This is a genomic window from Pseudomonas sp. 05L36 (assembly GCF_056398125.1).
Genome location: NZ_JBFTOU010000004.1, coordinates 269,093 through 293,001 on the forward strand (window position 1 = coordinate 269,093; position 23,909 = coordinate 293,001).

Sequence of the window (23,909 nt, forward strand, 5' to 3'; positions counted from 1 at the left end):
ACCACTCAGAGTTACTGAATGGCTGGTGAAGCCCTTCGATGCTCCTATGTTGTGTTAAGTGTTGGCAGATATCTGGACCCCGCCCTAGCGGTCTAGAGCTTGAACCCCGGAACTTCTCCCTCCCCATATGAAGCCCGGGGTTTTTTTTGCCTGCAGAAAACTGCCTGGGGCGCCCCAGGCAACCTTCGCTGCTTACTGGGCTTCTACTTCGGCACCCTTGTCCGCCAGTTCCATCCATCCAGCCAGTACGGTGTAGGCATCTTCCAGGCCCATGCGTTTCGGGGCCGAAAACAGCTGAATCGTCACGAGATCACCCCAGCCCTTGCGGATTTCCGCCTGAACCTTGAGCAGCGTGTTCTTGGCCGCGCCATAGGTCAGCTTGTCTGCTTTGGTCAGCAGAATGTGCATCGGCATGCCGGCAGCCACGGCCCAGTCGAGCATCAGCAGGTCGAAATCGGTCATCGGATGGCGGATGTCCATCATCAGGATCAGACCTTTCAAACTCTCGCGACCACCCAGATATGCCTCCAGGTGACGCTGCCAGTGTTGCTTGAGCGGGATCGGTACTTTTGCATAACCGTAGCCCGGCAGGTCGACCAGGCGGCGTTCATCGTCTAGCTTGAAGAAGTTCAACAGCTGTGTGCGCCCCGGGGTTTTCGAGGTGCGCGCCAGGCTGGCATGGGTCAGGGTGTTCAAGGCACTCGACTTGCCGGCGTTGGAACGCCCGGCGAAGGCGACTTCGAAGCCCTCGTCATCCGGACATTGGTCGACTTTGGCGGCGCTGAGCATGAAGGTGGACTGTTGGCACAGACCGAGGATGGGATTCTTGAGTTGCATGGGATTTCCGATGTGGGCGGCGCCAGGAATGGGTGCGGCAAGCAGTGTCGCTTCCGTTTCAGTGACGCCAGTATATAATGCCGCAGATTTTGTGTGCGCTTTGTCCCAGCGTAGGATGAAGTTCACGAGAGCGACAAACCTTGATTGCGCACTAGAACGCAGCTCGCTCTCAACCCTGAAAAGGTCGTTTTATGACGAAATGGCTGCTAGCTGCCGGTGTCTTGATGCCGCTTTACAGCGCTCAGGCTACACAGGATCCGGAAGCTGTGTACAACCGTGTTTGTGGTGCCTGTCATTCCGGCCAACTCCCCATGGCGCCGAAAAAAGGCGATCAGGAAGCTTGGACGCCGAGGTTGGCGAAAGGTATGGAGACGCTGGTGCAACACGTGACCCAGGGTTTCAAGGCGATGCCGCCGCGTGGTTTGTGCATGGACTGCAGTGCCGAGGATTACCAAGCCACCATCCTTTGGATGAGCGAGTAAGCCCGGTCCATAACTCTTAACCCTTAGCCGTAGTTGGATTAGCTGATGAAGAAATTGATCGTGAGTCTGCTGTTGACCGTGGGCATCTCCGGCATGGCCCATGCTGCAGGTGAGGCAGTACAACCGGGTGATGCAAAAGCCGGCCAGGCCAAAGCCGCCGTATGTGGCGCCTGCCACGGCCCGGATGGCAACAGCATGGCGCCAAATTTTCCAAAACTGGCGGGTCAGGGTGAACGCTACCTGACCAAGCAATTGCACGACATCAAGTCGGGCAAGCGCACCGTTCTGGAAATGACCGGTCTGCTGACCAACCTGAGCGATCAGGACCTGGCGGACATCGCCGCCTACTTCGCCAGCCAGAAAGGCAGCGTCGGCGCCGCCGATCCGAAAGTCGTCGCTCGCGGTGAAGCCCTGTTCCGTGGTGGTGACCTGGCCAAGGGGATGCCAGCCTGCACCGGGTGCCATTCGCCAAATGGCGCAGGTAACGCGGCTGCCGGTTTCCCGCACCTCGGCGGCCAGCACGCTCAATACATCGGCAAGCAGCTGACCGACTTCCGCAAGGAAGAAGGCGGCCGCAACAACGACGGCGATGCCAAAACCATGCAGACCATTGCCAAGAAGCTGAGCGACGAAGACATCGCTGCGGTGTCCAGCTACATTCAAGGCCTGCACTGAGGCCGGCGGATCGGGTGTTGAACAGGGTGCTTATCGCCTGCAACGTTAACGCTCGATTAATCCGTGACAGCAAGTATAAAAAGGGTGGCCTTGGCCGCCCTTTTTTGTGGCCGCTGCCGTTACACTACAGAACTCAAGCCCGTCAGGATCTGTCTGAAAACAGTCGCGCGAGGCGATAAAATTTGTCCAGGAGTGAAGCATGCGTAATCTGATCATCAGCGCCGTTTTTGCCGCTGCCAGCCTGTTCGGCATGACCGCCCAGGCTGCTGAAGCCCCCGCCGCACCTTATGTGGAACTGAGCAATCCGGTTCCGGTCGCTGTGCCTGGCAAGATCGAAGTGGTAGAGCTGTTCTGGTACGGCTGCCCGCATTGTTACGCCTTCGAGCCGGTGATCAATCCGTGGGTCGAGAAGCTGCCGACGGACGTGAATTTCGTACGCATTCCAGCCATGTTCGGTGGCCCGTGGGATGCTCACGGTCAGATGTTCCTGACCCTTGAAGCCATGGGGGTCGAGCACAACGTTCATGCCGCGGTGTTCAATGCGATTCAGAAAGAACACAAGAAACTGACCGACAAGGATGACATGGCCGACTTCCTCGCTACCCAAGGCGTGGACAAGGACAAGTTCCTCGCGACCTTCGACTCTTTCGCTATCAAAGGTCAGATCGTCAAGGCGCGTGAACTGGCCAAGAAGTATGAAATCACCGGCGTTCCAACCATGATCGTCAACGGCAAGTACCGGTTTGACGTGGGTTCTGCCGGCGGTGCTGAACAGGCCCTGCAACTGGCCGACAAACTGATCGACAAAGAGCGGGCGGCTAACAAGGCTGCCGCCAACTAAGGGCAGTCACTGCCATGCGCCGATGGGGTACTGAACGTGTCGTTGGCCGGCATGATCCGCGGGTCAACGAGCATCATCTGGAGTCCACGGGCCTGCCCGTAGACAGTCGTCTGCGCTTGCTCAGCTTCAATATCCAGGTCGGCATCAGTACCGAGCGTTATCGGCATTACCTGACCCGGGGCTGGCAGCATCTGCTGCCGCACACCGGGCGTGCCGACAATCTGCAGAAAATCGGCAATCTGCTGGGCGATTTCGATCTGGTCGCCTTGCAGGAAGCCGATGGCGGCAGCCTGCGGTCAGGCTACGTCAATCAAGTCGAACACCTGGCCCAGCTCGGCGCCTTCCCCTACTGGTATCAACAACTCAATCGCAACCTTGGTCGCCTGGCCCAGCACAGCAATGGCGTGCTCAGTCGATTGCGTCCGTGGGCCATTGAAGATCATCCGTTGCCGGGGCCAAAAGGTCGCGGAGCCATTCTGGTACGGTTCGGCGAAGGCCCGGAAGCGCTGGTGGTGGTCATGATGCACCTGGCCTTGGGTGCCCGGGCGCGCAGCCTGCAACTGGCCTACATCCGCGATCTGATTGGCGATTACAAACACCAGGTACTGATGGGCGACATGAATACCCATGCCAGTGACCTGCTGCAAAACTCTGCGTTGCGCGATCTCGGCCTGCTTGCGCCACAACTGGAAGCGACGTTTCCCAGCTGGCGCCCGCAGCGCTGCCTGGACCATATCCTGCTGAGCCCGAGCCTGACCCTGGAAAAGGTCGAGGTGCTGGCACAGCCCATTTCCGATCACCTGCCGGTCGCGGTAGAGATTCGTCTGCCGGGTTCGCTCACGGCCGATGCATTGCCCGCGTTGAGTCCTGCCCTTCGCGGATCCCATGAATGAGCGACGAAACACAGCGCTGGAAAGAGAAATACCTCAAAAGCATTGAACAACAGGAAAAGCTCGAACGTCGCTGGGACGCGCGGCTCGACTTGCTGCGCCGTGGACTGGTGCGCAGCACCCTGGCGGCGGAAGGCACTGACCGCGCCGTTGACCAGTGCATGAAGGAAATGCGCGAGGTCGTGCGTACCGACGATATGGACGCCGGCCTGGCCGCGCTGATTCCACGCCTGGAAAAAGCCGTGCTCGACTCCGAGCAGCGTCGGGAAACCCGGATCAACCAGACCAGTGCCGCCCTGACTGCGCTGGTCACTCAACTGCAAACATTGCCGCTGCCACGGGATGTGAGCCGGCCACTCAAGAGTTTCGCCAAGCAACTGGAGGCGCGGGTCAGTCAGGCACGTGAGATACCGTTGTTGCTCAGCGAACTGAGTGGCTTGCAAGGCAAGGCCCTGAGCCAGCTGGAGACCCCGACGGAACCCGATCGGCCGGGCTTGCTGCAGCGGTTGTTCGGCGGTCGTGAAGCGCAGGAGACGGCGGCCTCGACGGCTACTTCTCCTGCGCTGGCTGCCCCTGTAGCCGAGAGCCCTGTGGCGATTATCGAGTCGGCCCCGGTCGTGATTGAGCCAGCAATCTGCGAGGTACCCGCTGTTGAGCGAGCTGAGGACGAGTCCGTGCCGACTGAGCCAGCCGTGGCTTTTGCACCTCCGGCTGCGGAGCCTCAACCATCCAGTGCAGCCTCGACAGAAATCGAATCGGCCGAGCAACCAGCTCCGGAAACCATTGCGACACCTCCTGAGCCGCAAGCGAACCCCGACGAGCTGACCGCGCAAGCATCGACGGATAATGTGCCCGTACCTCCGATTCCGACGGAGGACGTGGTCGCCACCGATCAGGCGCCATCCGAACACGACATTCTCTACGCACTCCCGGACTCCCCCGAGCCCTCCTACAGTTCGGTGGCCAGTCACATCGAGGACACGCTGCTAGGGCTGCTCGACGACCTGACATTGCCCGAACGTTATCGCCCGCAAGCCGAATCCATGCGCGATCGTCTGAAAAACGGTTTGAACTGGTACGAATTGCTGCCGATCCTCGACGACTTCGCCACGTTGATGCTGGCCATTACCGACAGCGGCCAGCATGAGTTCGAAGCCTATCTACAACGATTGAACGAGCGCCTCGAATCGTTCCAGAGCAACTTGCAGGCCGCCACCGCAGGGCACGCCGACAACCGTTCGGCTGCGCGGCAGATGGACACGCAGATCCGCGAACAGGTCGATGGCTTGCAAAGCAGCATGCAGGAAGCCGCGGACCTGGAAGATCTCAAGCACGTCCTGGAAAACCATCTCGAAGGCTTGCTGGGCACCATGGACCAGCACCAGAAACAGCGCGATGAGCGCGAGCAAGAGGTCGCTGTGCGCTTGCATAGCCTGGCCGAGCGGGTCGCCCATATGGAGCAGGAGGCCCAAGGTTACCGTGAGCACCTTGAAGAGCAGCGTCAGAAGGCATTGGTCGACCCGTTGACCGATCTGCCCAACCGCGCGGCCTGGAGCGAGCGCCTGGACCATGAAGTCACACAATGGCAGCAACATGGCAACACGTTGCTGCTGGCCATGCTGGACCTCGATCATTTCAAGCGTATCAATGATAACTACGGGCACCTGGCCGGTGACAAAGTGCTGAAAATCATCGCCAGCGTGTTGCGCAAGCGTCTGCGCGGGACGGATTTCATTGCGCGGTTTGGCGGCGAAGAGTTTGTGCTGTTAATGCCATCCACGGTGCCGGCGGCGGGGCTGAAGTTGCTGGAAAGCTTGCGTGCCTCGATTGAGGCCTGTCCGTTCCACTTCAAGGGAGAGCCGGTGACCATCACCGTGTCTATCGGAATGACGGCGTTCAGGCAGGGTGAGCATGGCGATCAAGCGCTTAAAAGAGCCGACCAGGCGCTGTATCGCGCAAAAAATGCCGGGCGCAACCGCGTGGAGCCGGGCTGATCGTCAATTGTTCCATTTTGTTTGATTGCCGTCCGCCCGCCAGGCATTACGTTACACTGTTGCATTATTGTCTTATGTGTACTGCCTTCGCCATGAAATATTTTGCTCTGATCGCGTCACTGATTCTGCTGGCCGGCTGCGCCAGCGGTCCCCGTTTTGACACCAGCCACCCTTCAGCCAATTACGACAGCCGTGTGCAGTTCGTGGTGGTGCATTACACCAACGCCTCGCTGGAGCGTTCGTTGCAATTGCTGACCCACGGTGAAGTCAGCAGCCATTACCTGATCGGCGACGACAAGGGCGCCACCATCTACAAACTGATGGATGAAAATGTGCGGGCCTGGCACGCCGGGGAGAGCGAGTGGAATGGCCGGACCTGGCTGAATTCCAGTTCCATCGGTATCGAAATCGTCAACCCGGGCTTCAAGGACACCCCGACCGGACGCGTGTGGTACCCCTACACCGAAGATCAGGTCCAGTCCTTGATCGTATTGCTAAAGGACATCAGCAAGCGTCAGGGTATAAGGCCTCGCGACATTATTGGTCACAGCGATATTGCACCGTTGCGCAAACTCGACCCGGGGCCGCTGTTCCCCTGGAAGCGCCTTGCTGCCGAAGGCCTGGGCATCTGGCCGAACGAACAGTCGGTGGCGCGCCAGCAAATGCAGTTCGCCGAACAATTGCCGAGCATCAGCTGGTTTCAGGCGCAATTGGCCCGCCTGGGTTATACCTCGCCACAAACCGGCGAGCTCGATGTCGCGACACGGCATGTGATAGCGGCATTCCAGATGCATTTCCGCCCGGCGCGCTTCGATGGCACTCCGGATGCGCAAACTGCAGCGCTACTTTTGGTGTTGAATCAGACAAAATAATGACGCCCGCCCGACGGTCAGGGCTTTTTTCCAATCAGCAGCTATAACTCATTGGTAATCCGTCGGATATTACACAATGCCTGCTGCTCGAGAGACCTTCCATAGTTGGTTCCATCGCCCCTGGTTTTTGGGGCTGCTGTCTGCTGTCTTGAGCGCAACGTTATTGATGGCCGGCAGCCTGTTCGTCGCCATACACCAGGTCGAGCAAAACGAAAGCGAAGAAATGAATGCTCAGGGGGAGCGCTTCCTCGCCCGCCTGGAACAGCTCTTCGGGCAACTGCGTGAAAGCCTTGACGATCTTGAAGCGCAACCGTTGCGCGGCTGCGATGCTGAAATGATCGCGACCTTGCAACAGGTTACGTTCAATTATCGCTTCGTCTACGAAGCCGCCTACATGGACTCCTCGCGAATCTGCTCCAATCGCCCTCGCCAGGAAGGGCTGTCGCTGAGTCGATCGCCAGACATAAAAGGCCCGACTTACAGCTATTGGCTCAACACCACCACCGAACCCGATGAAAACCGCGCCGCGCTGATGCTCGGGCGCGGGAATTTCCGGGTCGCGACCTCTCGCGGTCATTTGACCGATATGGTCGACCTGTCACCGGGCAGCAGCCTGCTGGTAGTCCTGGACCATGGCGCGCGGGCGATTCCGGTGCTGGGTGCTTCTCAGATCTGGCCACCAGCCGAGGCCTGGCCACCGAAAAACCGTGATGCGCTGCAGATCACCCAGACACGCCTGATATACCGCATGCCCACCGACAACCCGGAGTATCAATTGGTGTTGATCAGCCCGCGTACCGGCATGCACATCCCGGCGGTCTGGTGGTGGCTGCTGCCGGCGAGCCTCGCGTTGGGTATATGCGTTGGGTTCCTGGTGTTTCTGCTGGTGCGCCAGCGGCAGTCGCTGGACGCCGAACTGACCGGCGCGATTCGCCGTGGCGAGTTGCAGGTGCTGTATCAACCGATCTTCGACCTCGATAGCCGCAACTGTGTCGGGGCCGAAGCGCTGCTACGCTGGCGCAGGCCGGACGGTACTCTGACCAGTCCCGACCTGTTCATCCCGATGGCGGAGAACACCGGGCAGATTCGCCAGATGACGGACTTCGTCCTGCAACGCCTGCTTGAGCAACTCGGCCAGTTGCTGCGTGCCAACCCGCAACTGTACATCTCGGTCAATCTCGCGGCGTGTGATGTGATGGTTCCGCGGATTGGTCAGGTGATGGCGCGGCTGCTGACCCTGCACCGTGTCGCTGCGCAGCAAATTGCCTTTGAGGTCACCGAGCGCGGGCTGGTCGATGTGGTGGTGGCCCGGGAAAACCTGCAAGCCTTGCGGGATGTCGGACACCAGGTGTTGATCGATGACTTCGGCACCGGCTATTGCAGCCTCGCCTATTTGCAAACCCTGCCGGTGGATTGCCTGAAAATCGACAAGGCGTTCATCGATGCATTGGGCCATGACGCCGCCAGCAGCGGTGTGGCCCCGCACATCATTCACATGGCCCAGTCGCTGCACCTGAAGGTGATTGCCGAAGGCATCGAACATGAGGCCCAGGCCGAATTCCTCAGCAGTGAAGGCGTGAAGTTCGGCCAGGGGTGGCTGTTCGCCCGCGCGCTGAGCTCCGTGCAGTTCATTGAATTGATAACCCGGGGCCGACGCCTGGCCGGCGCTGGCCGACGTCTGGATGACGAGGTGTGAAGGTGAGCTAAACGGTCAGCGCCATGTAGAACTGAGTACCTTGCCCCGGCCGGGAGTAGACGCCCATGCGCCCGCCATGCAATTGCACGATTTCCTTGCACAAGGCCAGGCCGAGCCCGGCCCCGCCCTTCTTGCGTCCGACCTGTACGAACGGCTCGAAGATCCGCCCCTGTTGACCGTAGGCGATGCCTTCGCCGTTGTCCTCGACACTGATGATGACCCGGTCGCCGTGGCGCCGGGCCTGCAGGCGTATCCGCCCGCCAGAGCCGGTGTGACGCAAGGCGTTGTCGAGCAAGTTGTCGAGTACCCGGTCCAGTTGTGGCTGGTCGGCCTGTAACCGCGGCAAAGGCCCCTGCACTTCCACCAGCAGACTGATTTCTTTCTCCTCGGCCGATGTGGCAAAGCGCGATTGAGCCTGTTCCAGCAATGCCTCGATGGCACACGGCGCCAGGGTGAGTTTCTGCAAGCCGTTCTGGTAACGGGAGAAATTCAGCAGGTCATTGATCAACTGCATCAGCCGCTGCATCTCTTCATTCACGGTATCGAGCAGATCGGCTTCCCGGGAATCCGGGGCAAAGTGAGCGCGCTCGCGGAACAATCCGAAAGCCATGTGCATGCCGGTGACCGGTGTGCGCAACTCATGGGAGGCGCGCAATACAAATTCGCTGCGTACCCGTTCGAAGGCACGCTGTTCCGTGACGTCATGCAGCACCATCACGGCACCGAGAATATGTCCCTGGGTATGGCTTACCGGGGTCAGGCTATAGGTCAGTAGTCGTGACTCGCCATCGACTTCGATGCTCAAGTCTTCCGGCGCCCGCTCCAGCGTGCTGCCGCGCAGTACCAGTTGTAGTTGCTCATCGAGTTCGGGGCGCTCCAGCGCCGTGCCCAACCCTAGACCCAGACGATCGGATTCCCAGCCCAACTGACGCTGGGCCACAGGGTTAAGGTGTTCCAGATGACCCTGACGGTCAATCATCAGCAGTCCGTCGTCAATGCTGTCGAGCACGGCCTGCAAACGCTGTTGACCGGCCAGCAGTTCATCGACGTTAGTGGCCTGATGCTCACGCAGCGCTTGGGCCATGATCCCGAAACGCCGGGACAGCTGGTTCAACTCCACCGCCGAAGAGATCGGCAGGGTGACATCGTAATTGCCCTGGCCGATATTGTCCGCCGCCTTGACCAAAGCCTCGATGGGCTCCCCGAAGCGCCGGGCGATGGCCTGCGCGGTCACGAAGCCGACGATCAGCACCGCCAGCCCCACCAGGCCAAGCAAACCGGCAATCAGCAGCGCCTGCTCCCGGGCCTGACGATCGGTATCGTTGATGTTATCCAGTGCGCGCTTGTGCTCGGCGATCAGGCCATTGCGTAGCGCGTTGAATTTTTCCATCAGGTTGCCGTGGCTGCCGAGCACATTCGACGGGGCCGGGGACGTTTCATAAGCCTGGATAAAGCGCTCATAGTCGGCCTTGGCTTTTCTGAAGCCGTACTCGCCTCCGGACTGCGCTGGCTCCTGGGCGATACCTTCCTCCAGCAGTTCGAAGTAATGCTGTTTCGAGGCGGCGAAAGCGGCGGATTCAGGTTTCTCGCTGAGCATGATGATCAGTTGATCATCCAGGGTCTGACGCAGCTTGAGCCCCAGGTCCAGAGTGACGAAGTTGTTGCGGGTGGGCACTTCCTGGCTGCCGGCCATCTGCATCACGCTGACCAGCCCGAGCAAGAGCCCGAGCAACGCGATGGTCATCAGTGCGGAGATGCTCAGGAACAGCCGGGTCCGCAATTTCATCGCCAGTTTCATCCGCTGCTGCTCACAAGTTGTACTGTTTGCGTTTGCGGTACAGCGTCGAGGCGTCGATGCCCAGGGTTTTCGCCGCTTGATCCAGGGTGTCGGCGGTGGTGAGGATCGCGCTGATGTGGGCCTTTTCCAGCTCCTCCAGGCTCAGTGCCGCACCGATGCGCGGTGCATTGTTGACCGGAGTTTCGGCCATACCCAGATGACTGATCTCGACCCGCTCCTGCGGACAGATGATGCTCGCCCGCTCGATTACGTTGCGTAGCTCACGGATGTTGCCCGGCCAGCGATAGCTCAGCAGCGCTTCCCGGGCTTCGTCGCTGAAGGCGCGCGCGGGACGGGCGTACTCCTTGACGAAGCGCGCCAGGAAACGGTCGGCCAGGTTGAGAATATCTTCGTGGCGTTCGCGTAGCGGTGGCAGGTGCAAGGTAATGACATTCAGGCGATAGAGCAGGTCTTCACGGAAACGACCGTCGCGGGCCATGTCCTCAAGATTGAGGTTGGTGGCCGCAAGGATGCGCACATCGGCACGACGGGTCACCGGATCACCGACGCGCTCATATTCTTTGTCTTGAATAAAACGCAGCAACTTCGGCTGCAATGTCAGGGGAAAGTCGCCGATCTCGTCGAGAAACAGCGTGCCGCCGTCCGCCTGGTTGACTCGCCCCAGGGTACTTTCGCTGGCACCGGTGAAGGCGCCACGGCTGTGGCCGAAAAGTTCGCTTTCCATGAGTTCAGCGTTCAGCGACGGGCAGTTGATCGTGACGCAGGATTTCTTCGCGCGTTTGCTCCAGCCGTGAATGGCTTGGGACAGCTCGCCCTTGCCGGTACCGGATTCACCAAGAATCAGGATATTGGCATCGGTCGTGGCAACCTGGCGGGCGGTTTCGAGTACCACTTTCATGGCCGGGCTGTGGGAGTCCAGGCCATCCTTGGATTTGCGCACTTCACCTTCCAGGGCCTCCAGTCGCGCCGACAGTTGCCGCACTTCCAGTTGCTTGGCGGTGGCCAGCCGCAATTGATCGGGGCTGCACGGTTTGACCAGATAGTCGGCGGCACCGGCCTGAATCGCATCCACTGCGGTGTCGACGGCTGAGTGCGCAGTGACGATCACCACCCGCATCCAGGGCGCCTGAATACGCATCTGGGCCAGCACATCGAGGCCGTTGTCTTCACCCAGACGCAAATCGAGGAAGCACAGGTCGAAGACCTGCCGCTGCAACAGGGCTTCTGCCTGCGCGGCGCTGGTAGCGGTGGCCACGCTGTAGCCTTCGTCTTCGAGGCAATAACGGAAAGTACGCAGGATGGCGGACTCATCATCCACCAGCAGAATGCGGCCTTGATGCTCAGTGGCTGATTCCATTTTCCTGCGCTCCTTAATAAATATCTTTATTTAGTCTCAGAGAAATCGGGCAAGTTGCATGATTGATTCTGAGCCATTCCTGTCATGGCAGGGTAGCTTTCATCCCAAGTATCGGTTAGCCACCTGATTTTGCGGGTCTTTGAATAGATGTCCGGTTTCTGACAGCGGCCAGCGTAAAATTCTGACATCCGCGCCCTCCTCCCAATTCAAAAAATTTACGCATTCCTTCAAACGAATCATGCAATACGCACGACCGCGCAAGTGGCATCGTGCAGGATGCGTGCGAAGTGATTTCTTTTATGATCATAAGATATTGAAATTAAAAGAAATTAAATCGAGTCAAGGCTGGCATGCGGGCTGCAATTGTCTGGTTAACCAGGGCATTCAAAAACAAACGCCCGCTATCGAATACCGACCCGAGAGGCAGGAGCTCCAAGATGAACCGTCAACGTGCCGCCCACCTGCACCTCTCGCCTGTGCAAATCGAGCAAGGACTGTTTGCTGTTCTGGCGCTGTTGATCACCCTGATCGGCGGCCAGCAGTTTCAGCGCTGGGAGCAGGGCCAGCAGCCTGAAACGCCACGTCTGTCGATTCAGCATCCGACCCAAACCCATTTCAGCGCGGTCAGCAGCGGTCAGGCCGATAGCACCCCGATGCGCATGATGGATGTCGACCAGGCCGGGCCTGTGGGTGAGATACGTCATCAGGAGCGTTGGGTGTTCTAGGCAAACTTCCGCGCATCCGATGCGCCGGGAAACGCAGCACCTCTAAACAGAGCGTAAGGAGAATCATCATGTTGAGCTGGGCAATCACATTCCTGATCATCGCCATCATCGCCGCTGTATTGGGCTTCGGTGGTATCGCGGGCACCGCCACGGGTATCGCCAAGATTCTGTTTGTCGTGTTCCTGGTGATGTTCATTGCCTCCTTCTTCTTTGGTCGTCGCGGTCGAGGCTGACATGAGAGGTTTGTTCAAGGCACTGGCAGCCGCCCTGTCGATGGAGCAAACGAAGAAAGATCCGAACGGGTATTGAAGTACGCACATGAGGGAGGCCACAGCGCCTCTTTCCACCTGCGTCGCCTGAGGAAGGCTGGCGCATGACCAAGGGGTCGGGACGTTCTGCCTGTTTCAGGGGTGGAGTGACCTACGGGTACAGCGAGTGCCTGCGCAAGGGCTGGGTCAGGAAAAGCTACTGCGCAAGTTCGCCGGACCGCCATGGTTCGACGGGCTTGCGAAGGGCTTGATCACGCAACACATTGAAATAGAGCGCTCGTCTCGGTTTCCTCACCGTTATCGCGTCCTTGTCCTGGTTACGTCGGAAAATACTTTTCCCGGTGTTTCACCAGCGACCGTATATCGAGAAAAACCACGTTTTTTTTGCCGCGATTTTTCGCTTCGTCCTGCGGGATTTTGCTGAAAAATCAATCCTCGGCCACCGCTCAAAAAACATTCAATCTGCTCTGTGATGACCGGTTCACGGCACTTATACCTGCCGAAATGTCGCATTCGAACCGGTTGGGACGCGTGTTTTACTAAAAAAACCTCATGCCGATTCGGCATAGGGTAGGCGTTTACGGCATTAGACGGCGCTCCCTTGCATCGGAATAGTTGCGCCTTTTTCGCCTGCCGGAGAGCCGTAAACACGCGTTCCGGGGCACCTTATACGGGGGCAGATGCACTAGACTTTTTCGCCATAAGCGTTCCAGTTCGCGCATCTCCCTGAGTCAAACAACAAGTAAGGGTAAAGATATGAAGAAGGCAAAGCTTAGCCTCGCCTGGCAGATCCTCATCGGTCTGGTATTGGGGATTGCAATCGGTGCGCTGCTCAACCATTTCAGTGCCGAAAAAGCCTGGTGGATCAGCAACGTCCTGCAACCGGCAGGCGATATCTTTATCCGTCTGATCAAGATGATCGTAATCCCGATCGTCATCTCCTCCCTGATTGTCGGCATTGCCGGCGTCGGTGACGCCAAGAAGCTGGGGCGTATCGGCTTCAAGACCATCATTTACTTCGAGATCGTCACCACCATCGCCATCGTGGTCGGTCTGCTGCTGGCCAACCTGTTCCATCCGGGGGCCGGCATCGACATGAGCACCCTGGGCACCGTGGACATTTCCAAGTACCAGGCGACGGCGGCCGAGGTTCGGCATGAACACGCGTTCGTCGAAACCATCCTCAACCTGATCCCGTCGAACATCTTTGCGGCCATGGTTCGCGGCGAAATGCTGCCGATCATCTTCTTCTCTGTATTGTTCGGTCTCGGTTTGTCGAGCCTGCAGGCGGACCTGCGCGAACCGCTGGTGAAGATGTTCCAGGGCGTATCGGAAAGCATGTTCAAGGTCACTCACATGATCATGAACTACGCCCCGATCGGCGTGTTCGCACTGATCGCGGTAACCGTGGCCAACTTCGGCTTCGCGTCGCTGATACCGCTGGCCAAACTGGTGATCCTGGTTTACGTCGCCATCGCCTTCTTCGCTTTCGTGGTCCTGGGCCTGATCGCTCGCCTGTTCGGCTTCTCGGTGATCAAGCTGATGCGCATCTTCAAGGATGAGCTGGTACTGGCCTACTCCACCGCCAGCTCCGAAACCGTGCTGCCGCGCGTGATCGAGAAGATGGAAGCCTACGGCGCGCCGAAAGCCATTTGCAGCTTCGTGGTGCCGACCGGTTACTCGTTCAACCTCGACGGTTCGACCCTGTACCAAAGCATCGCGGCGATCTTCATTGCCCAGCTGTATGGCATCGACCTGTCGATCAGCCAGCAACTGTTGCTGGTACTGACGCTGATGGTCACCTCCAAAGGCATCGCCGGCGTACCGGGCGTGTCCTTCGTGGTGCTGCTGGCTACCCTGGGCAGCGTCGGTATTCCTCTGGAAGGCCTGGCGTTCATCGCCGGTGTCGACCGCGTCATGGACATGGCCCGTACCGCACTGAACGTGATCGGCAACGCCCTGGCTGTTCTGGTTATCGCTCGTTGGGAAGGGATGTACGACGACGCCAAGGGCCAGCGCTACTGGAACTCCCTGCCGCACTGGCGCAGCAAGGAAAAACTGCCGGCAGGTGAAATTTCCAGCAACTGACACAAATCTCCTGTAGGAGCTGGCTTGCCAGCGAAGACGGCTTCGAGCCTTGCATCGCCAGCTATGACGCCTTCGCCGGCAAGCCGGCTCCTACATTGGTTATGTGGTGCGTATGTACAAACCCCGGAGAAATCCGGGGTTTGTCGTTTCTGGCCACCCCGCTATCATTCGCGGATCTTTTGGGGGATTTGACTGATGCTCAATGGCCTGTGGCTTGGCTTCTTCATCGTGGCAGCCGTATCGGCGCTGGCGCAGTGGCTGATCGGCGGTAATGCCGGGATTTTCGCGGCAATGGTGGAAAGCATTTTTGCCATGGCCAAGCTGTCGGTCGAAGTCATGGTGCTGCTGTTTGGCACCCTCACCCTCTGGCTGGGTTTTCTACGCATTGCCGAGAAAGCCGGGATCGTCGAATGGTTGGCCAAGGCTCTGGGGCCACTGTTTTTGCGCCTGATGCCTGAAGTCCCGCCTGGTCATCCGGCCATCGGCCTGATCACCCTGAACTTCGCCGCCAATGGCCTGGGCCTGGACAACGCCGCCACACCGATCGGCCTCAAGGCCATGAAGGCGCTGCAAGAACTCAATCCCAGCGCCACTGTCGCCAGCAACGCCCAGATCCTGTTCCTGGTGCTCAACGCCTCCTCGCTGACCCTGCTACCGGTGACGATCTTCATGTATCGCGCCCAGCAAGGCGCGCCTGACCCGACGCTGGTGTTTCTGCCGATCCTGCTGGCGACCAGTTGCTCGACCATTGTCGGCTTCCTGTCGGTGGCGTTCATGCAGCGCCTGCGCATCTGGGACCCGGTGGTGCTGGCCTACCTGATCCCCGGCGCCCTCGCCCTCGGTGGTTTCATGGCTTTGCTGGCGACCCTTTCAGCGACCGCACTGGCCGGCCTGTCGTCGATCCTCGGCAACGTGACGCTGTTTGGCCTGATCATGCTGTTTTTACTGATCGGCGCGCTGCGCAAAGTGAAGGTCTACGAGGCCTTCGTTGAAGGAGCCAAAGAGGGTTTCGACGTCGCCAAGAACTTGCTGCCCTATCTGGTGGCGATGCTCTGCGCAGTGGGCGTACTGCGTGCGTCCGGGGCGCTGGACTTCGGTCTGGATGGCATTCGCCATCTGGTGGAATGGGCCGGTTGGGACACGCGATTCGTCGATGCGTTGCCGACGGCGATGGTCAAACCCTTCTCGGGTAGCGCCGCCCGGGCGATGCTGATCGAAACCATGAAGACCTCGGGCGTCGACAGCTTCCCGGCGCTGGTGGCGGCGACGGTCCAGGGCAGCACCGAAACGACGTTCTATGTGCTGGCGGTGTACTTCGGCGCCGTGGGCATCCAGCGCGCACGACATGCAGTCGGTTGTGCATTGCTGGCGGAGCTTGCCGGGGTGCTGGGCGCGATCGGGGTTTGCTACTGGTTCTTTGGTTGATCGGCCTCGCCAGCCAATGCTTTCAGCGCGGCCTTACGCTCGTCCGCCGGCAAGGCGCCGAGCTTTTCCACGGCAGCGTAAAACTTGAGCCAGTCGCCATCCTCCTGATGGAACAGCGTGGCAAATGCCGGAACCCATTGGTCGTACAAACCAAATGGCAATAACCGGGCATTATTCATGGGGGCATAGATCCAGGTATCGTAGCGTTTGTCTGCGGCCCACTGATTGTCGCGCAATTGCCGGTATTCGCTGCGCAAGCGCTCGAACTCGGCAGCCTTTTGCTGGCGCATTTGTTCGGTTGGCAACGGCAAGGTGTAGAGTTTTTCCAGTCGGGTGCGGGTCTTGAGCACCAACACAGTGAACTGGTTGCGCTGACGCGCCTGCGCATTGTTATCCGGTGGCAGGAGGCGGTAGGCGCGCCATTGGCGAGTACCTTCCTGCTCGACGAAGGTGGCGAAGGATTCGTTGAACTCCGTGTCGTCCTTCACATAGAAACGCTGATGGGCCAGCTCGTGAAAGATCAGCGTGGCCAGTCGCTCATCCCCCCAGCCCATCATCGAACTGATGATCGGGTCGTTGAACCAGCCGAGTGTCGAATAGGCTTCGACACCACCAATCGACACGTCCATGCCCTGCAAGCGTTGCAAAGCTGCTTCGCCGCGGGCTGCACTCTGGCTGTAGTAACCGCGATAAGCCACGCAACCGGCGATGGGGAAGCAGTGGTTTACCGGTTTTAGGGAAAATTCCGGCGTGGCGAAGACATTCCAGACGACGAAGGGACGCCCAATGTCCGCGTACAAGCGGTAACTCGGGTTATCCGGCAGGTGCAATTGCTGGCTGGCGAACGTTCGGGCCTTTTGCGATTGCTCCAGGTGTGTACGCAGCTTTTGATCGCGCGCCGGGTCGGCAATCACGCTGGAAACCGGCTCCCTGGCCCGCAGCAACTGCAGTTGGCCGCTGGCCAGTTGGCTGTAATAGCTGGCGCTGGTGCAACCGTTGAGCAACAAAAACAACACACCCGGAAACAAAACGCGAAAAACGCGATCAAGTAACCCAAGGCTAGGAAGCGGCCTGATCACAATAATTCTTCCTTGGAGAGTCTTTCCACAAGACTATCCCGCCTGACTGGAGCTCCGCTATGCGCATGTTGATGCTGACAGGAGGCCTGCTGATGCTGGCCGGCTGTGCTTTTTTCGGACTACCCCGCCCTGATCCTGCGCAAGCCTGGATCGACCTGGAGTCGAAGCAAGAAGATACGAAGCTGCAAGCGCTGGAGGTCGATGACAAGGCCACCGACGATAAACGCTATTTCCAGGTCCAGCCCGGTAGCCATGAGTTGACGGTCCGCTACCAATTTTCGGTCCAGCCTACCAACATCGGCCCTGATGCCGAACCGTTGTGGCGCGATTGCCAGTTGAACGTGAAATTCAACGACTTCAACGCGGGCGAGCGTTATCGGCTACAGACGGGGAACATCGGCTTTCGGCCTTGGGCGAAACTCTACGATCAACAGCGAAAAGTGATTGGCCAAGGCACGCCTGCGGGCTGCCAACACTCCTGATCGGCGTTATGCTGAATGCATAACCCCTTGGGACATTCATCATGTACAGGTTGATGCTGTTGCTGGTTGCCAGCATTGTCGCTGGCTGTCAGAGCCCGATGCCGACGGCTAATCCAAAGATGGCCTGGGTCGATTTTTCCACGCCCTTCCCTAACGATAAATTGCTGATGGCCGAGCGTCTGGATAAACAGCGCTTGGCCGACGGGCGTTATTTTGAGGTTATGCCCGGCAGCCATGAACTGATCGTCCGCTTCGACTTCGAAGTACCTGGTGGCGGGGGCTTGAACATGATGGGCGGCCCTTCTGAACGCATATGTTACTTGACCATCAACTTCGATCATTTCGAAGCCGGCCAACGTTATGTGCTTGAAGGCCGCTCGATTGCCTTCATCCCTGAAGCCAGGCTATACAACGCCAAGCGGGAGATCGTTGCAGAAGATCGAGAGTCTTACTGCCTGATGTGAGTGGTCAGCGGTTGTTCTTCTGGTAGATGATTTTCTTGGTACCGTTTTCGCACGAGCCAACGACCATGTTCTGGTCGTGGACCTCGTCGTTGGTGACGATTTCAAGCGTGTAGGCGGTGACGCCACTGGCCTGGATCTTGGCTTCGATCTCGGCCTTGAGTTCTTCGCAGGGTTTCGGCGCTGCGAGGGCCGAAGCGGCCAGTGCGCAACAGATAACCGCCAAGGCAAAACGTTTCATGGTTTGAAGCTCCTTTGAGGCAGCACGCACAGTCGTGGGTTTTCGCTGCTGTCGTTTATTCGACCACAGTTTTAGCGGGCAAATCTGTCGCGACGCAAAAAAGATCGCAGACGCGAGCACTTTTTGCCGAATGATCCCGGCAGGTTGCTCAAGGCAGCGATCTCTTGTTCTCAACGAAAATCTAGCCGACCAATGTTGCCTCCAATCTGATCTTCGCATTCCGCACGTTGGACACCGGGCAGACCTGTCCGATCAATCCGCTTTTTTCGATGGATTTTTTACCGGGCTATTGAAACTCGGGTATATGCCCACATTGCATGAACACGCTTTTGGATTCGGCAGGTTTGCGTTCGCAAGAACAAACCTGCGCCCTCAATTGGAGAAGCAGGTTTATGAAACGACTGTCCGATATCAAGTTCTCGACCCTCGATCTGGTGCCGGTGCGCGAGAACGGCAGCGCGGCCCAGTCGCTGCGCAATTCGCTGGACCTGGCGCAGCACGTCGAGAAATTCGGTTACAACCGCTTCTGGGTGGCTGAGCACCACAACATGGACGGCATCGCCAGTTCCGCGACTTCGGTACTGCTCGGTTATCTGGCCGGTGGTACGTCGACCATTCGAGTCGGTTCGGGTGGGGTGATGTTGCCCAACCACGCGCCGTTGGTGATCGCCGAGCAGTTCGGCACCCTGGAAAGCCTTTATCCGGGCCGGATCGATCTGGGCCTGGGTCGCGCCCCCGGTTCCGACCAGATGACCGCACGTGCGCTGCGCCGCGAGCGCTCCGGCAGCGCCGACGATTTCCCGGAAGATGTGGCGGAGCTGGTGCGCTATCTCGGGCCGCGTACTCCGGACCAGCGCATCATCGCCATGCCGGGCACCGGGACCAATGTGCCGGTCTGGTTGTTGGGATCGAGCCTGTTCAGCGCTCAGCTGGCCGGTGAACGCGGTTTGCCCTATGCCTTCGCATCGCATTTCGCGCCGCGCTACATGCATGAAGCGATCCGGGTCTACCGCAATCACTTCAAGCCGTCAGCCGTTTTGGACAAACCCTACGTGATGCTCGGCGTGCCTTTAGTGGCAGCCGATACCGACGAGCAGGCCGATTACCTGGCGACTTCGGTGTTCCAGCGGATTCTCGCCCTGATGCGTGGCCAAAGCCTGGTACAGCGTCCACCGGTGAAGACCATGGACGGCCTGTGGCTGCCCCATGAGAAAGAGGCCGTGCACGATTTCCTTGGCCTGGCCATGATCGGCAGCCCCCAGAAAATCCGCGCCAAACTCGAGGTCCTGATCGAACAGACCCAGGCTGACGAGCTGATTTTCACCTGTGACCTGTACGAGCATTCGGATCGCGTGCATTCCTACGAGTTGCTGGCGCAGGTCATGCGAGGCTGATACTCAATCGACAGACATAAAAAAGCCGGCGCCAGGGCGTCGGCTTTTTCATTGAGACGGCGGGAATCGGCCTACTTTTTATAGACGATCACTTTGGCGCCTTCTTCGCATTTGCCAACTACTTTCCCGCCGGCAGCGGCACCTTTATCGACAATCTCCAGCGAATATCCGGAAACGCCCTTGGCATCAAGTTTCGCGGCGATTTCGGCTTTCAGCTCTTCGCATGGCTTGCCGCCCGCCAATGCGGTCCCTGCAAGGCTCAACAAACCTACCGCCAACATAAACTTCTTCATCTGTTGCATTCCCTGGTCGGATCATAGGGGTAACCAGCCGTCAGCCGGACGCGCTCATCGAGTGCTTTGCCATTCCCTATGGCATTCGGCTGGCGTGCAAGTTCAGAAGACTAGCCCAAAGTCAGCTGCTGGCAATCCGGAACCCGACTTTCAAGGTCACCTGAAAGTGCGCAGCCTTGCCGTCCCTGATGTGCCCACGGGTCTCGGTCACTTCAAACCATTCCATGTACTTGATGCTCTTGCTGGCTTCGGTCAGGGCGTTGTTGATTGCATCTTCGATACTGCTGGTGGACGAGCCAACCAGCTCGACTTTCTTGTAGGTGTGATGGTCAGACATGGCGTTCTCCTCGGCGTGTGAATTACAGCCTAGCAGTGATTTTTCCTATTTCTTCTGTTGGCCGTTCTGAGTGTGAAGTTCATATTTTCTGCACTTTCTTGAGCCCATGAAGTCCCAACCAACACACGCCACTCATCACCATTGCAGGAGAGCCACCATGGCCAACACCTCGTTACGCAAAGCCTCATTGCAAAGCATGGAAGCCGAGATCGAGAGTCTGCTCAAGTCTTTGGAAAGCCTGAAGGGCGACGCCTCGGACGAGTCGCGTAAAACCCTCAATACCCTGAAAAGCAACGCCGAAAATGCCTTGAAGCACTCGCGCCATCTGCTTGCCGATGCTTATGAGGAGGTCAAGGTCAAAACCCGCGAAACCGGGATTGCCACCCGGGACTACGCCCAGGAACACCCCTGGACAACAGCCGGTGTCGCCGTGGGCGCATTGGGCCTGCTGGCCGCTTATCTGTTGTGCAAGCGTGATTAATCCGCTCGACGCAGCTCGTTCTTGAGCCACTGCGCCAGTTGCCGGGCGCGCCCGTCCGCGGCGCGCTTGGGTAGCCACAACGCCAGTTGCGCCGGGGTTTCACTGAAGCCCCAAGGTGCAACCAGGCGGCCGGCCTTCAAGTCCTCCGTCACCAAAGGTTCGGGGGCAATCGCCACGCCCAGACCCGCGACGGCGGCTTCCAGCAAGTAATACAAATGTTCAAATCCCTGGCCGTACTTCAGCGCCCTGGCGTCGAGGCCCCGTGGTTGCGCCCAGTTCGGCCAGGCTTGCGGGCGTGAAGTGGTGTGCAGCAAGGGTTCGTTCAGCAGTGCGGTTTCCGGTGCTTGCTTGAGCCGTTCATAGCCGACGAACCGAGGGCTCATCACCGGACCGATACGTTCGCTGGCCAGCTCAAAAACCTGCATGTCCGCCGGCCAGGGTGGCTCGGCAAATACCAGCAAAGCATCCAGCCCCGGTCTTCGCGGATCCAGATCGCCTTCTCCGGCCGACAGGTGCAGGCGCAAGTCCGGCAGGTCGGCATTGAGCCGCCCCAGTCGCGGGATAAACCAGCGCGCCAGCAGGCTTCCCGAGCAACCGAGCACGAATGGCGCATCGGCTGTGCTTTGTGTGAGTTCGGCGCAAACGCTGCGCAGGCGCTCGAAGGCTTCGCTGCTGGCGTCACGCAGGCGTAACCCGGCATCTGTGAGTTTCAGGCCGCGTCCATCCTTGATGAACAGGCTAACGCCGAGGTGTTCTTCAAGCACCTTGAGTTGCCGACTGACGGCCCCATGGGTGACGTGCAACTGTTCGGCCGCCTGACTGACGCTGTTCAAGCGGGCAGTGGCTTCGAAGGCGCGAAGCGCGTTCAGCGGAGGAAGGTCATGGCTCATGTGATCTGTGAGTTTTCCTGACAGGTTGTGGCGATCTTATCGGTTTTCAGGCCGGGGCGTCAGGGGTAGAGTGAAGCCCACTATCTCTTTATGCATCACTTCACGCATTCAACTGGAGCGCCAAATGACCCAGACTAATCTGCGCAACGGCCCTGATGCCAACGGCCTGTTTGGCGCGTTCGGCGGCCGCTACGTTGCCGAAACCCTGATGCCGTTGATCCTCGACCTGGCCCGTGAATATGAGCTGGCCAAGGAAGACCCTGCATTCAAGGAGGAACTGGCCTACTTCCAGCGCGACTACGTCGGGCGTCCAAGCCCACTGTACTTCGCCGAGCGTCTGACCGAGTTCTGTGGCGGCGCGAAGATCTACCTCAAGCGCGAAGAGCTGAACCACACCGGCGCGCACAAGATCAACAACTGCATCGGCCAGATCCTGCTGGCGCGGCGTATGGGCAAGAAGCGCATCATCGCTGAGACCGGCGCCGGCATGCATGGTGTGGCCACTGCCACCGTCGCCGCGCGCTTCGGTCTGGATTGCGTGATCTACATGGGCACCACTGACATCGAACGTCAGCAGGCCAACGTGTTTCGCATGAAGCTTTTGGGTGCCGAAGTGATCCCGGTGGTGGCCGGCACCGGCACGCTGAAAGATGCGATGAACGAAGCCCTGCGTGACTGGGTGACCAACGTCGACAGCACCTTCTACCTGATCGGCACCGTGGCCGGTCCGCACCCTTACCCGGCAATGGTTCGCGACTTCCAGGCCGTAATCGGCAAGGAAACCCGTGAGCAACTGCAAGCCCAGGAAGGCCGTCTGCCAGATAGCCTGGTGGCGTGCATTGGCGGTGGTTCCAACGCCATGGGCCTGTTCCACCCGTTCCTCGACGACAAGAGCGTCGAGATCATCGGCGTTGAAGCTGCCGGTTACGGCATCGAGACCGGCAAGCATGCGGCCAGCCTGAACGGCGGCGTACCGGGTGTGTTGCACGGCAACCGCACCTTCCTGCTGCAGGACGACGATGGCCAGATCATCGACGCCCACTCGATCTCTGCCGGCCTCGACTACCCGGGCATCGGTCCGGAGCACGCCTGGTTGCACGACATTGGCCGCGTTCAGTACACCTCGGTGACCGATGACGAAGCCCTCGCCGCGTTCCACCAGTGCTGCCGCCTGGAAGGGATCATCCCTGCCCTGGAAAGCGCCCATGCCCTGGCTGAAGTGTTCAAGCGCGCACCGAGCCTGCCAAAGGATCACCTGATGGTGGTCAACCTGTCCGGCCGTGGCGATAAAGACATGCAGACCGTGATGCACCATATGGAACACTCTCAGAAACAGCAGTCCAAGCAGGAGAAACACTGATGAGCCGCCTGCAAACGCGTTTTGCCGAACTCAAGGAACAAAACCGTGCCGCCCTGGTGACCTTCGTGACCGCCGGCGACCCGGGCTACGACACGTCCCTGGCAATCCTCAAAGGCTTGCCAGCGGCGGGCGCCGACGTGATCGAGCTGGGCATGCCCTTCACCGACCCGATGGCTGACGGCCCGGCCATCCAGCTCGCCAACATCCGTGCGTTGGGTGCCAAGCAGAATCTGGCGAAAACCCTGCAAATGGTTCGCGAGTTCCGCCAGGACAACAACGAAACGCCGCTGGTGCTGATGGGGTATTTCAACCCGATCCACATGTACGGCGTACCGCGCTTCATTGCCGAAGCCAAAGAGGCCGGGGTTGATGGCCTGATCGTGGTCGATCTGCCGCCTGAACATAACAGTGAGCTGTGCGACCCGGCGCAGGCCGCGGGCCTGGATTTTATCCGCCTGACCACGCCAACTACCGACGATGTGCGCCTGCCGACCGTTCTTAACGGTAGCTCCGGCTTCGTCTACTACGTCTCGGTGGCCGGTGTGACCGGCGCCGGTGCCGCCACGCTGGAACACGTCGAGGAAGCGGTCGCCCGTCTGCGTCGCCATACCGACTTGCCGATCAGCATCGGTTTCGGTATCCGGACTCCGGAACAGGCGGCGTCCATCGCGCGTCTGGCCGACGGTGTTGTGGTGGGTTCAGCGTTGATCGATCACATCGCCAATGCCACCTCCCCGGAACAAGCCGTGGATGGCGTGCTGAGCCTGTGCTCTGCGTTGGCCGATGGCGTGCGTAAAGCCCGCGTCAGCTGAAGGCAAAGTTCCTGATACAGAGGAATTAGAGCCTCGCGGCACAGACTAAACAGCAAGACCGAGGGCTTCAGGACTGTGTTCTGAAGCCCTTTTTGCTGTGTGTGGCTAAACGCTGTAAACCTTTTGGGAG

Annotated in this window: 25 protein-coding genes; 17 read left to right on the forward strand and 8 right to left on the reverse strand. The window is 59.1% G+C overall.

Annotated elements, in window-relative coordinates; all coding sequences use genetic code 11:
- Window positions 1–192 precede the first annotated feature (192 nt).
- Window positions 193–837, reverse strand: coding sequence for a ribosome biogenesis GTP-binding protein YihA/YsxC (gene yihA / locus AC1DKH_RS06840; RefSeq protein ID WP_008002192.1), 645 nt, complete (start codon window positions 835–837; stop codon window positions 193–195).
- Between the two features lie 191 nt (window positions 838–1,028).
- Here yihA and AC1DKH_RS06845 point away from each other — a divergent pair, with 191 nt between their 5' ends.
- From AC1DKH_RS06845 to AC1DKH_RS06875, 7 genes are all read left to right on the forward strand, one after another.
- Window positions 1,029–1,319: a c-type cytochrome gene (locus AC1DKH_RS06845; RefSeq protein WP_223455051.1), complete on the forward strand. Its 291-nt coding sequence runs from the start codon at window positions 1,029–1,031 to the stop codon at window positions 1,317–1,319.
- 45 nt (window positions 1,320–1,364) lie between these two features.
- Window positions 1,365–1,994 carry a c-type cytochrome gene (locus AC1DKH_RS06850; protein WP_477754123.1) on the forward strand — a complete coding sequence of 210 codons (630 nt, stop codon included), beginning with the start codon at window positions 1,365–1,367 and terminating at the stop codon, window positions 1,992–1,994.
- A gap of 199 nt (window positions 1,995–2,193) precedes the next feature.
- Window positions 2,194–2,835, forward strand: a complete 642-nt coding sequence (locus AC1DKH_RS06855; protein ID WP_108218734.1) for a thiol:disulfide interchange protein DsbA/DsbL — start codon at window positions 2,194–2,196, stop codon at window positions 2,833–2,835.
- 14 nt (window positions 2,836–2,849) lie between these two features.
- Entirely contained in the window at window positions 2,850–3,728 is an 879-nt protein-coding gene (locus AC1DKH_RS06860; RefSeq protein ID WP_218431436.1) for an endonuclease/exonuclease/phosphatase family protein, read from the forward strand.
- Window positions 3,725–5,719, forward strand: a complete 1,995-nt coding sequence (locus AC1DKH_RS06865) for a GGDEF domain-containing protein (protein ID WP_477797786.1) — start codon at window positions 3,725–3,727, stop codon at window positions 5,717–5,719. The genes AC1DKH_RS06860 and AC1DKH_RS06865 overlap by 4 nt, the downstream gene beginning before the upstream one ends.
- A 92-nt stretch (window positions 5,720–5,811) precedes the next feature.
- A complete protein-coding gene (locus AC1DKH_RS06870) occupies window positions 5,812–6,591 on the forward strand; it encodes an N-acetylmuramoyl-L-alanine amidase (protein WP_477754121.1) in 780 nt (259 codons plus the stop codon).
- Between the two features lie 76 nt (window positions 6,592–6,667).
- Window positions 6,668–8,287 (forward strand): EAL domain-containing protein, encoded by a 1,620-nt coding sequence (locus AC1DKH_RS06875; RefSeq protein ID WP_477797787.1) that lies wholly within the window; start codon window positions 6,668–6,670, stop codon window positions 8,285–8,287.
- A 7-nt stretch (window positions 8,288–8,294) separates the two neighbouring features.
- Here AC1DKH_RS06875 and AC1DKH_RS06880 read toward each other — a convergent pair whose 3' ends face one another.
- Window positions 8,295–10,085 (reverse strand): ATP-binding protein, encoded by a 1,791-nt coding sequence (locus AC1DKH_RS06880; RefSeq protein ID WP_477754119.1) that lies wholly within the window; start codon window positions 10,083–10,085, stop codon window positions 8,295–8,297.
- Between the two features lie 10 nt (window positions 10,086–10,095).
- Window positions 10,096–11,442 (reverse strand): sigma-54-dependent response regulator transcription factor AlgB, encoded by a 1,347-nt coding sequence (gene algB, locus AC1DKH_RS06885; protein ID WP_477797788.1) that lies wholly within the window; start codon window positions 11,440–11,442, stop codon window positions 10,096–10,098.
- A 437-nt stretch (window positions 11,443–11,879) separates the two neighbouring features.
- On the opposite strand from algB, the gene AC1DKH_RS06890 reads away from it, so the two are divergent.
- The 4 genes from AC1DKH_RS06890 to AC1DKH_RS06905 all read left to right on the forward strand — a co-directional run bounded on the left by AC1DKH_RS06890 (window position 11,880) and on the right by AC1DKH_RS06905 (window position 15,949).
- On the forward strand, window positions 11,880–12,167 hold the full coding sequence (locus AC1DKH_RS06890) for a hypothetical protein (RefSeq protein ID WP_477765403.1): 288 nt from the start codon (window positions 11,880–11,882) through the stop codon (window positions 12,165–12,167).
- 68 nt (window positions 12,168–12,235) lie between these two features.
- On the forward strand, window positions 12,236–12,400 hold the full coding sequence (locus tag AC1DKH_RS06895) for a DUF1328 domain-containing protein (protein WP_003177151.1): 165 nt from the start codon (window positions 12,236–12,238) through the stop codon (window positions 12,398–12,400).
- Between the two features lie 792 nt (window positions 12,401–13,192).
- Entirely contained in the window at window positions 13,193–14,524 is a 1,332-nt protein-coding gene (gltP, locus tag AC1DKH_RS06900; RefSeq protein ID WP_477759757.1) for a glutamate/aspartate:proton symporter GltP, read from the forward strand.
- Between the two features lie 195 nt (window positions 14,525–14,719).
- On the forward strand, window positions 14,720–15,949 hold the full coding sequence (locus tag AC1DKH_RS06905; RefSeq protein WP_223443495.1) for a nucleoside recognition domain-containing protein: 1,230 nt from the start codon (window positions 14,720–14,722) through the stop codon (window positions 15,947–15,949).
- Here AC1DKH_RS06905 and AC1DKH_RS06910 read toward each other — a convergent pair.
- Window positions 15,931–17,028: an aminopeptidase gene (locus AC1DKH_RS06910; protein WP_477797789.1), complete on the reverse strand. Its 1,098-nt coding sequence runs from the start codon at window positions 17,026–17,028 to the stop codon at window positions 15,931–15,933. The two genes, AC1DKH_RS06905 and AC1DKH_RS06910, sit on opposite strands and share 19 nt — an antisense overlap.
- Window positions 17,029–17,087: 59 nt before the next feature.
- Here AC1DKH_RS06910 and AC1DKH_RS06915 point away from each other — a divergent pair, with 59 nt between their 5' ends.
- Window positions 17,088–17,510: a PA0061/PA0062 family lipoprotein gene (locus AC1DKH_RS06915; RefSeq protein WP_477754113.1), complete on the forward strand. Its 423-nt coding sequence runs from the start codon at window positions 17,088–17,090 to the stop codon at window positions 17,508–17,510.
- Window positions 17,511–17,551: 41 nt separating this feature from the next.
- Window positions 17,552–17,974 (forward strand): PA0061/PA0062 family lipoprotein, encoded by a 423-nt coding sequence (locus tag AC1DKH_RS06920; protein ID WP_477754112.1) that lies wholly within the window; start codon window positions 17,552–17,554, stop codon window positions 17,972–17,974.
- A gap of 4 nt (window positions 17,975–17,978) precedes the next feature.
- Here the strand turns inward: AC1DKH_RS06920 and AC1DKH_RS06925 are convergent, their stop codons facing one another.
- Window positions 17,979–18,212 carry a DUF1161 domain-containing protein gene (locus AC1DKH_RS06925; protein WP_477754111.1) on the reverse strand — a complete coding sequence of 78 codons (234 nt, stop codon included), beginning with the start codon at window positions 18,210–18,212 and terminating at the stop codon, window positions 17,979–17,981.
- A gap of 392 nt (window positions 18,213–18,604) precedes the next feature.
- Between AC1DKH_RS06925 and AC1DKH_RS06930 the strand changes: the two genes are divergently transcribed.
- Window positions 18,605–19,606: an LLM class flavin-dependent oxidoreductase gene (locus AC1DKH_RS06930; protein ID WP_008002158.1), complete on the forward strand. Its 1,002-nt coding sequence runs from the start codon at window positions 18,605–18,607 to the stop codon at window positions 19,604–19,606.
- Window positions 19,607–19,677: 71 nt separating this feature from the next.
- On the opposite strand, the gene AC1DKH_RS06935 is transcribed toward AC1DKH_RS06930, so the two are convergent.
- Together AC1DKH_RS06935 and AC1DKH_RS06940 are read right to left on the reverse strand one after the other, a co-directional pair.
- Complete coding sequence (locus AC1DKH_RS06935; RefSeq protein ID WP_477754127.1) at window positions 19,678–19,899, reverse strand: DUF1161 domain-containing protein; 222 nt, start codon at window positions 19,897–19,899, stop codon at window positions 19,678–19,680.
- 121 nt (window positions 19,900–20,020) lie between these two features.
- Window positions 20,021–20,236 carry a dodecin gene (locus AC1DKH_RS06940; RefSeq protein ID WP_015092929.1) on the reverse strand — a complete coding sequence of 72 codons (216 nt, stop codon included), beginning with the start codon at window positions 20,234–20,236 and terminating at the stop codon, window positions 20,021–20,023.
- A gap of 157 nt (window positions 20,237–20,393) precedes the next feature.
- On the opposite strand from AC1DKH_RS06940, the gene AC1DKH_RS06945 reads away from it, so the two are divergent.
- Window positions 20,394–20,717, forward strand: a complete 324-nt coding sequence (locus AC1DKH_RS06945; RefSeq protein WP_150728191.1) for an ElaB/YgaM/YqjD family protein — start codon at window positions 20,394–20,396, stop codon at window positions 20,715–20,717.
- Here AC1DKH_RS06945 and AC1DKH_RS06950 read toward each other — a convergent pair.
- Window positions 20,714–21,607: a LysR family transcriptional regulator gene (locus AC1DKH_RS06950; RefSeq protein WP_477759756.1), complete on the reverse strand. Its 894-nt coding sequence runs from the start codon at window positions 21,605–21,607 to the stop codon at window positions 20,714–20,716. The two genes, AC1DKH_RS06945 and AC1DKH_RS06950, sit on opposite strands and share 4 nt — an antisense overlap.
- Window positions 21,608–21,731: 124 nt before the next feature.
- On the opposite strand from AC1DKH_RS06950, the gene trpB reads away from it, so the two are divergent.
- Together trpB and trpA are read left to right on the forward strand one after the other, a co-directional pair.
- A complete protein-coding gene (gene trpB / locus AC1DKH_RS06955; protein WP_477797790.1) occupies window positions 21,732–22,967 on the forward strand; it encodes a tryptophan synthase subunit beta in 1,236 nt (411 codons plus the stop codon).
- Window positions 22,967–23,779: a tryptophan synthase subunit alpha gene (trpA, locus tag AC1DKH_RS06960; protein ID WP_477756637.1), complete on the forward strand. Its 813-nt coding sequence runs from the start codon at window positions 22,967–22,969 to the stop codon at window positions 23,777–23,779. Before trpB ends, trpA begins: the two co-directional genes overlap by 1 nt.
- The last annotated feature ends 130 nt before the right edge of the window (window positions 23,780–23,909 follow it).

What these genes read in the sequence shown, in the direction of transcription:
- yihA (WP_008002192.1), bottom strand. Translation starts at nt 837, where the DNA reads ATGCAACTCAAGAATCCCATCCTCGGTCTGTGCCAACAGTCCACCTTC.
- AC1DKH_RS06845 (WP_223455051.1), top strand. Translation starts at nt 1,029, where the DNA reads ATGACGAAATGGCTGCTAGCTGCCGGTGTCTTGATGCCGCTTTACAGC.
- AC1DKH_RS06850 (WP_477754123.1), top strand. Translation starts at nt 1,365, where the DNA reads ATGAAGAAATTGATCGTGAGTCTGCTGTTGACCGTGGGCATCTCCGGC.
- AC1DKH_RS06855 (WP_108218734.1), top strand. Translation starts at nt 2,194, where the DNA reads ATGCGTAATCTGATCATCAGCGCCGTTTTTGCCGCTGCCAGCCTGTTC.
- AC1DKH_RS06860 (WP_218431436.1), top strand. Translation starts at nt 2,850, where the DNA reads ATGCGCCGATGGGGTACTGAACGTGTCGTTGGCCGGCATGATCCGCGG.
- AC1DKH_RS06865 (WP_477797786.1), top strand. Translation starts at nt 3,725, where the DNA reads ATGAGCGACGAAACACAGCGCTGGAAAGAGAAATACCTCAAAAGCATT.
- AC1DKH_RS06870 (WP_477754121.1), top strand. Translation starts at nt 5,812, where the DNA reads ATGAAATATTTTGCTCTGATCGCGTCACTGATTCTGCTGGCCGGCTGC.
- AC1DKH_RS06875 (WP_477797787.1), top strand. Translation starts at nt 6,668, where the DNA reads ATGCCTGCTGCTCGAGAGACCTTCCATAGTTGGTTCCATCGCCCCTGG.
- AC1DKH_RS06880 (WP_477754119.1), bottom strand. Translation starts at nt 10,085, where the DNA reads ATGAAACTGGCGATGAAATTGCGGACCCGGCTGTTCCTGAGCATCTCC.
- algB (WP_477797788.1), bottom strand. Translation starts at nt 11,442, where the DNA reads ATGGAATCAGCCACTGAGCATCAAGGCCGCATTCTGCTGGTGGATGAT.
- AC1DKH_RS06890 (WP_477765403.1), top strand. Translation starts at nt 11,880, where the DNA reads ATGAACCGTCAACGTGCCGCCCACCTGCACCTCTCGCCTGTGCAAATC.
- AC1DKH_RS06895 (WP_003177151.1), top strand. Translation starts at nt 12,236, where the DNA reads ATGTTGAGCTGGGCAATCACATTCCTGATCATCGCCATCATCGCCGCT.
- gltP (WP_477759757.1), top strand. Translation starts at nt 13,193, where the DNA reads ATGAAGAAGGCAAAGCTTAGCCTCGCCTGGCAGATCCTCATCGGTCTG.
- AC1DKH_RS06905 (WP_223443495.1), top strand. Translation starts at nt 14,720, where the DNA reads ATGCTCAATGGCCTGTGGCTTGGCTTCTTCATCGTGGCAGCCGTATCG.
- AC1DKH_RS06915 (WP_477754113.1), top strand. Translation starts at nt 17,088, where the DNA reads ATGCGCATGTTGATGCTGACAGGAGGCCTGCTGATGCTGGCCGGCTGT.
- AC1DKH_RS06920 (WP_477754112.1), top strand. Translation starts at nt 17,552, where the DNA reads ATGTACAGGTTGATGCTGTTGCTGGTTGCCAGCATTGTCGCTGGCTGT.
- AC1DKH_RS06925 (WP_477754111.1), bottom strand. Translation starts at nt 18,212, where the DNA reads ATGAAACGTTTTGCCTTGGCGGTTATCTGTTGCGCACTGGCCGCTTCG.
- AC1DKH_RS06930 (WP_008002158.1), top strand. Translation starts at nt 18,605, where the DNA reads ATGAAACGACTGTCCGATATCAAGTTCTCGACCCTCGATCTGGTGCCG.
- AC1DKH_RS06935 (WP_477754127.1), bottom strand. Translation starts at nt 19,899, where the DNA reads ATGAAGAAGTTTATGTTGGCGGTAGGTTTGTTGAGCCTTGCAGGGACC.
- AC1DKH_RS06940 (WP_015092929.1), bottom strand. Translation starts at nt 20,236, where the DNA reads ATGTCTGACCATCACACCTACAAGAAAGTCGAGCTGGTTGGCTCGTCC.
- AC1DKH_RS06945 (WP_150728191.1), top strand. Translation starts at nt 20,394, where the DNA reads ATGGCCAACACCTCGTTACGCAAAGCCTCATTGCAAAGCATGGAAGCC.
- AC1DKH_RS06950 (WP_477759756.1), bottom strand. Translation starts at nt 21,607, where the DNA reads ATGAGCCATGACCTTCCTCCGCTGAACGCGCTTCGCGCCTTCGAAGCC.
- trpB (WP_477797790.1), top strand. Translation starts at nt 21,732, where the DNA reads ATGACCCAGACTAATCTGCGCAACGGCCCTGATGCCAACGGCCTGTTT.
- trpA (WP_477756637.1), top strand. Translation starts at nt 22,967, where the DNA reads ATGAGCCGCCTGCAAACGCGTTTTGCCGAACTCAAGGAACAAAACCGT.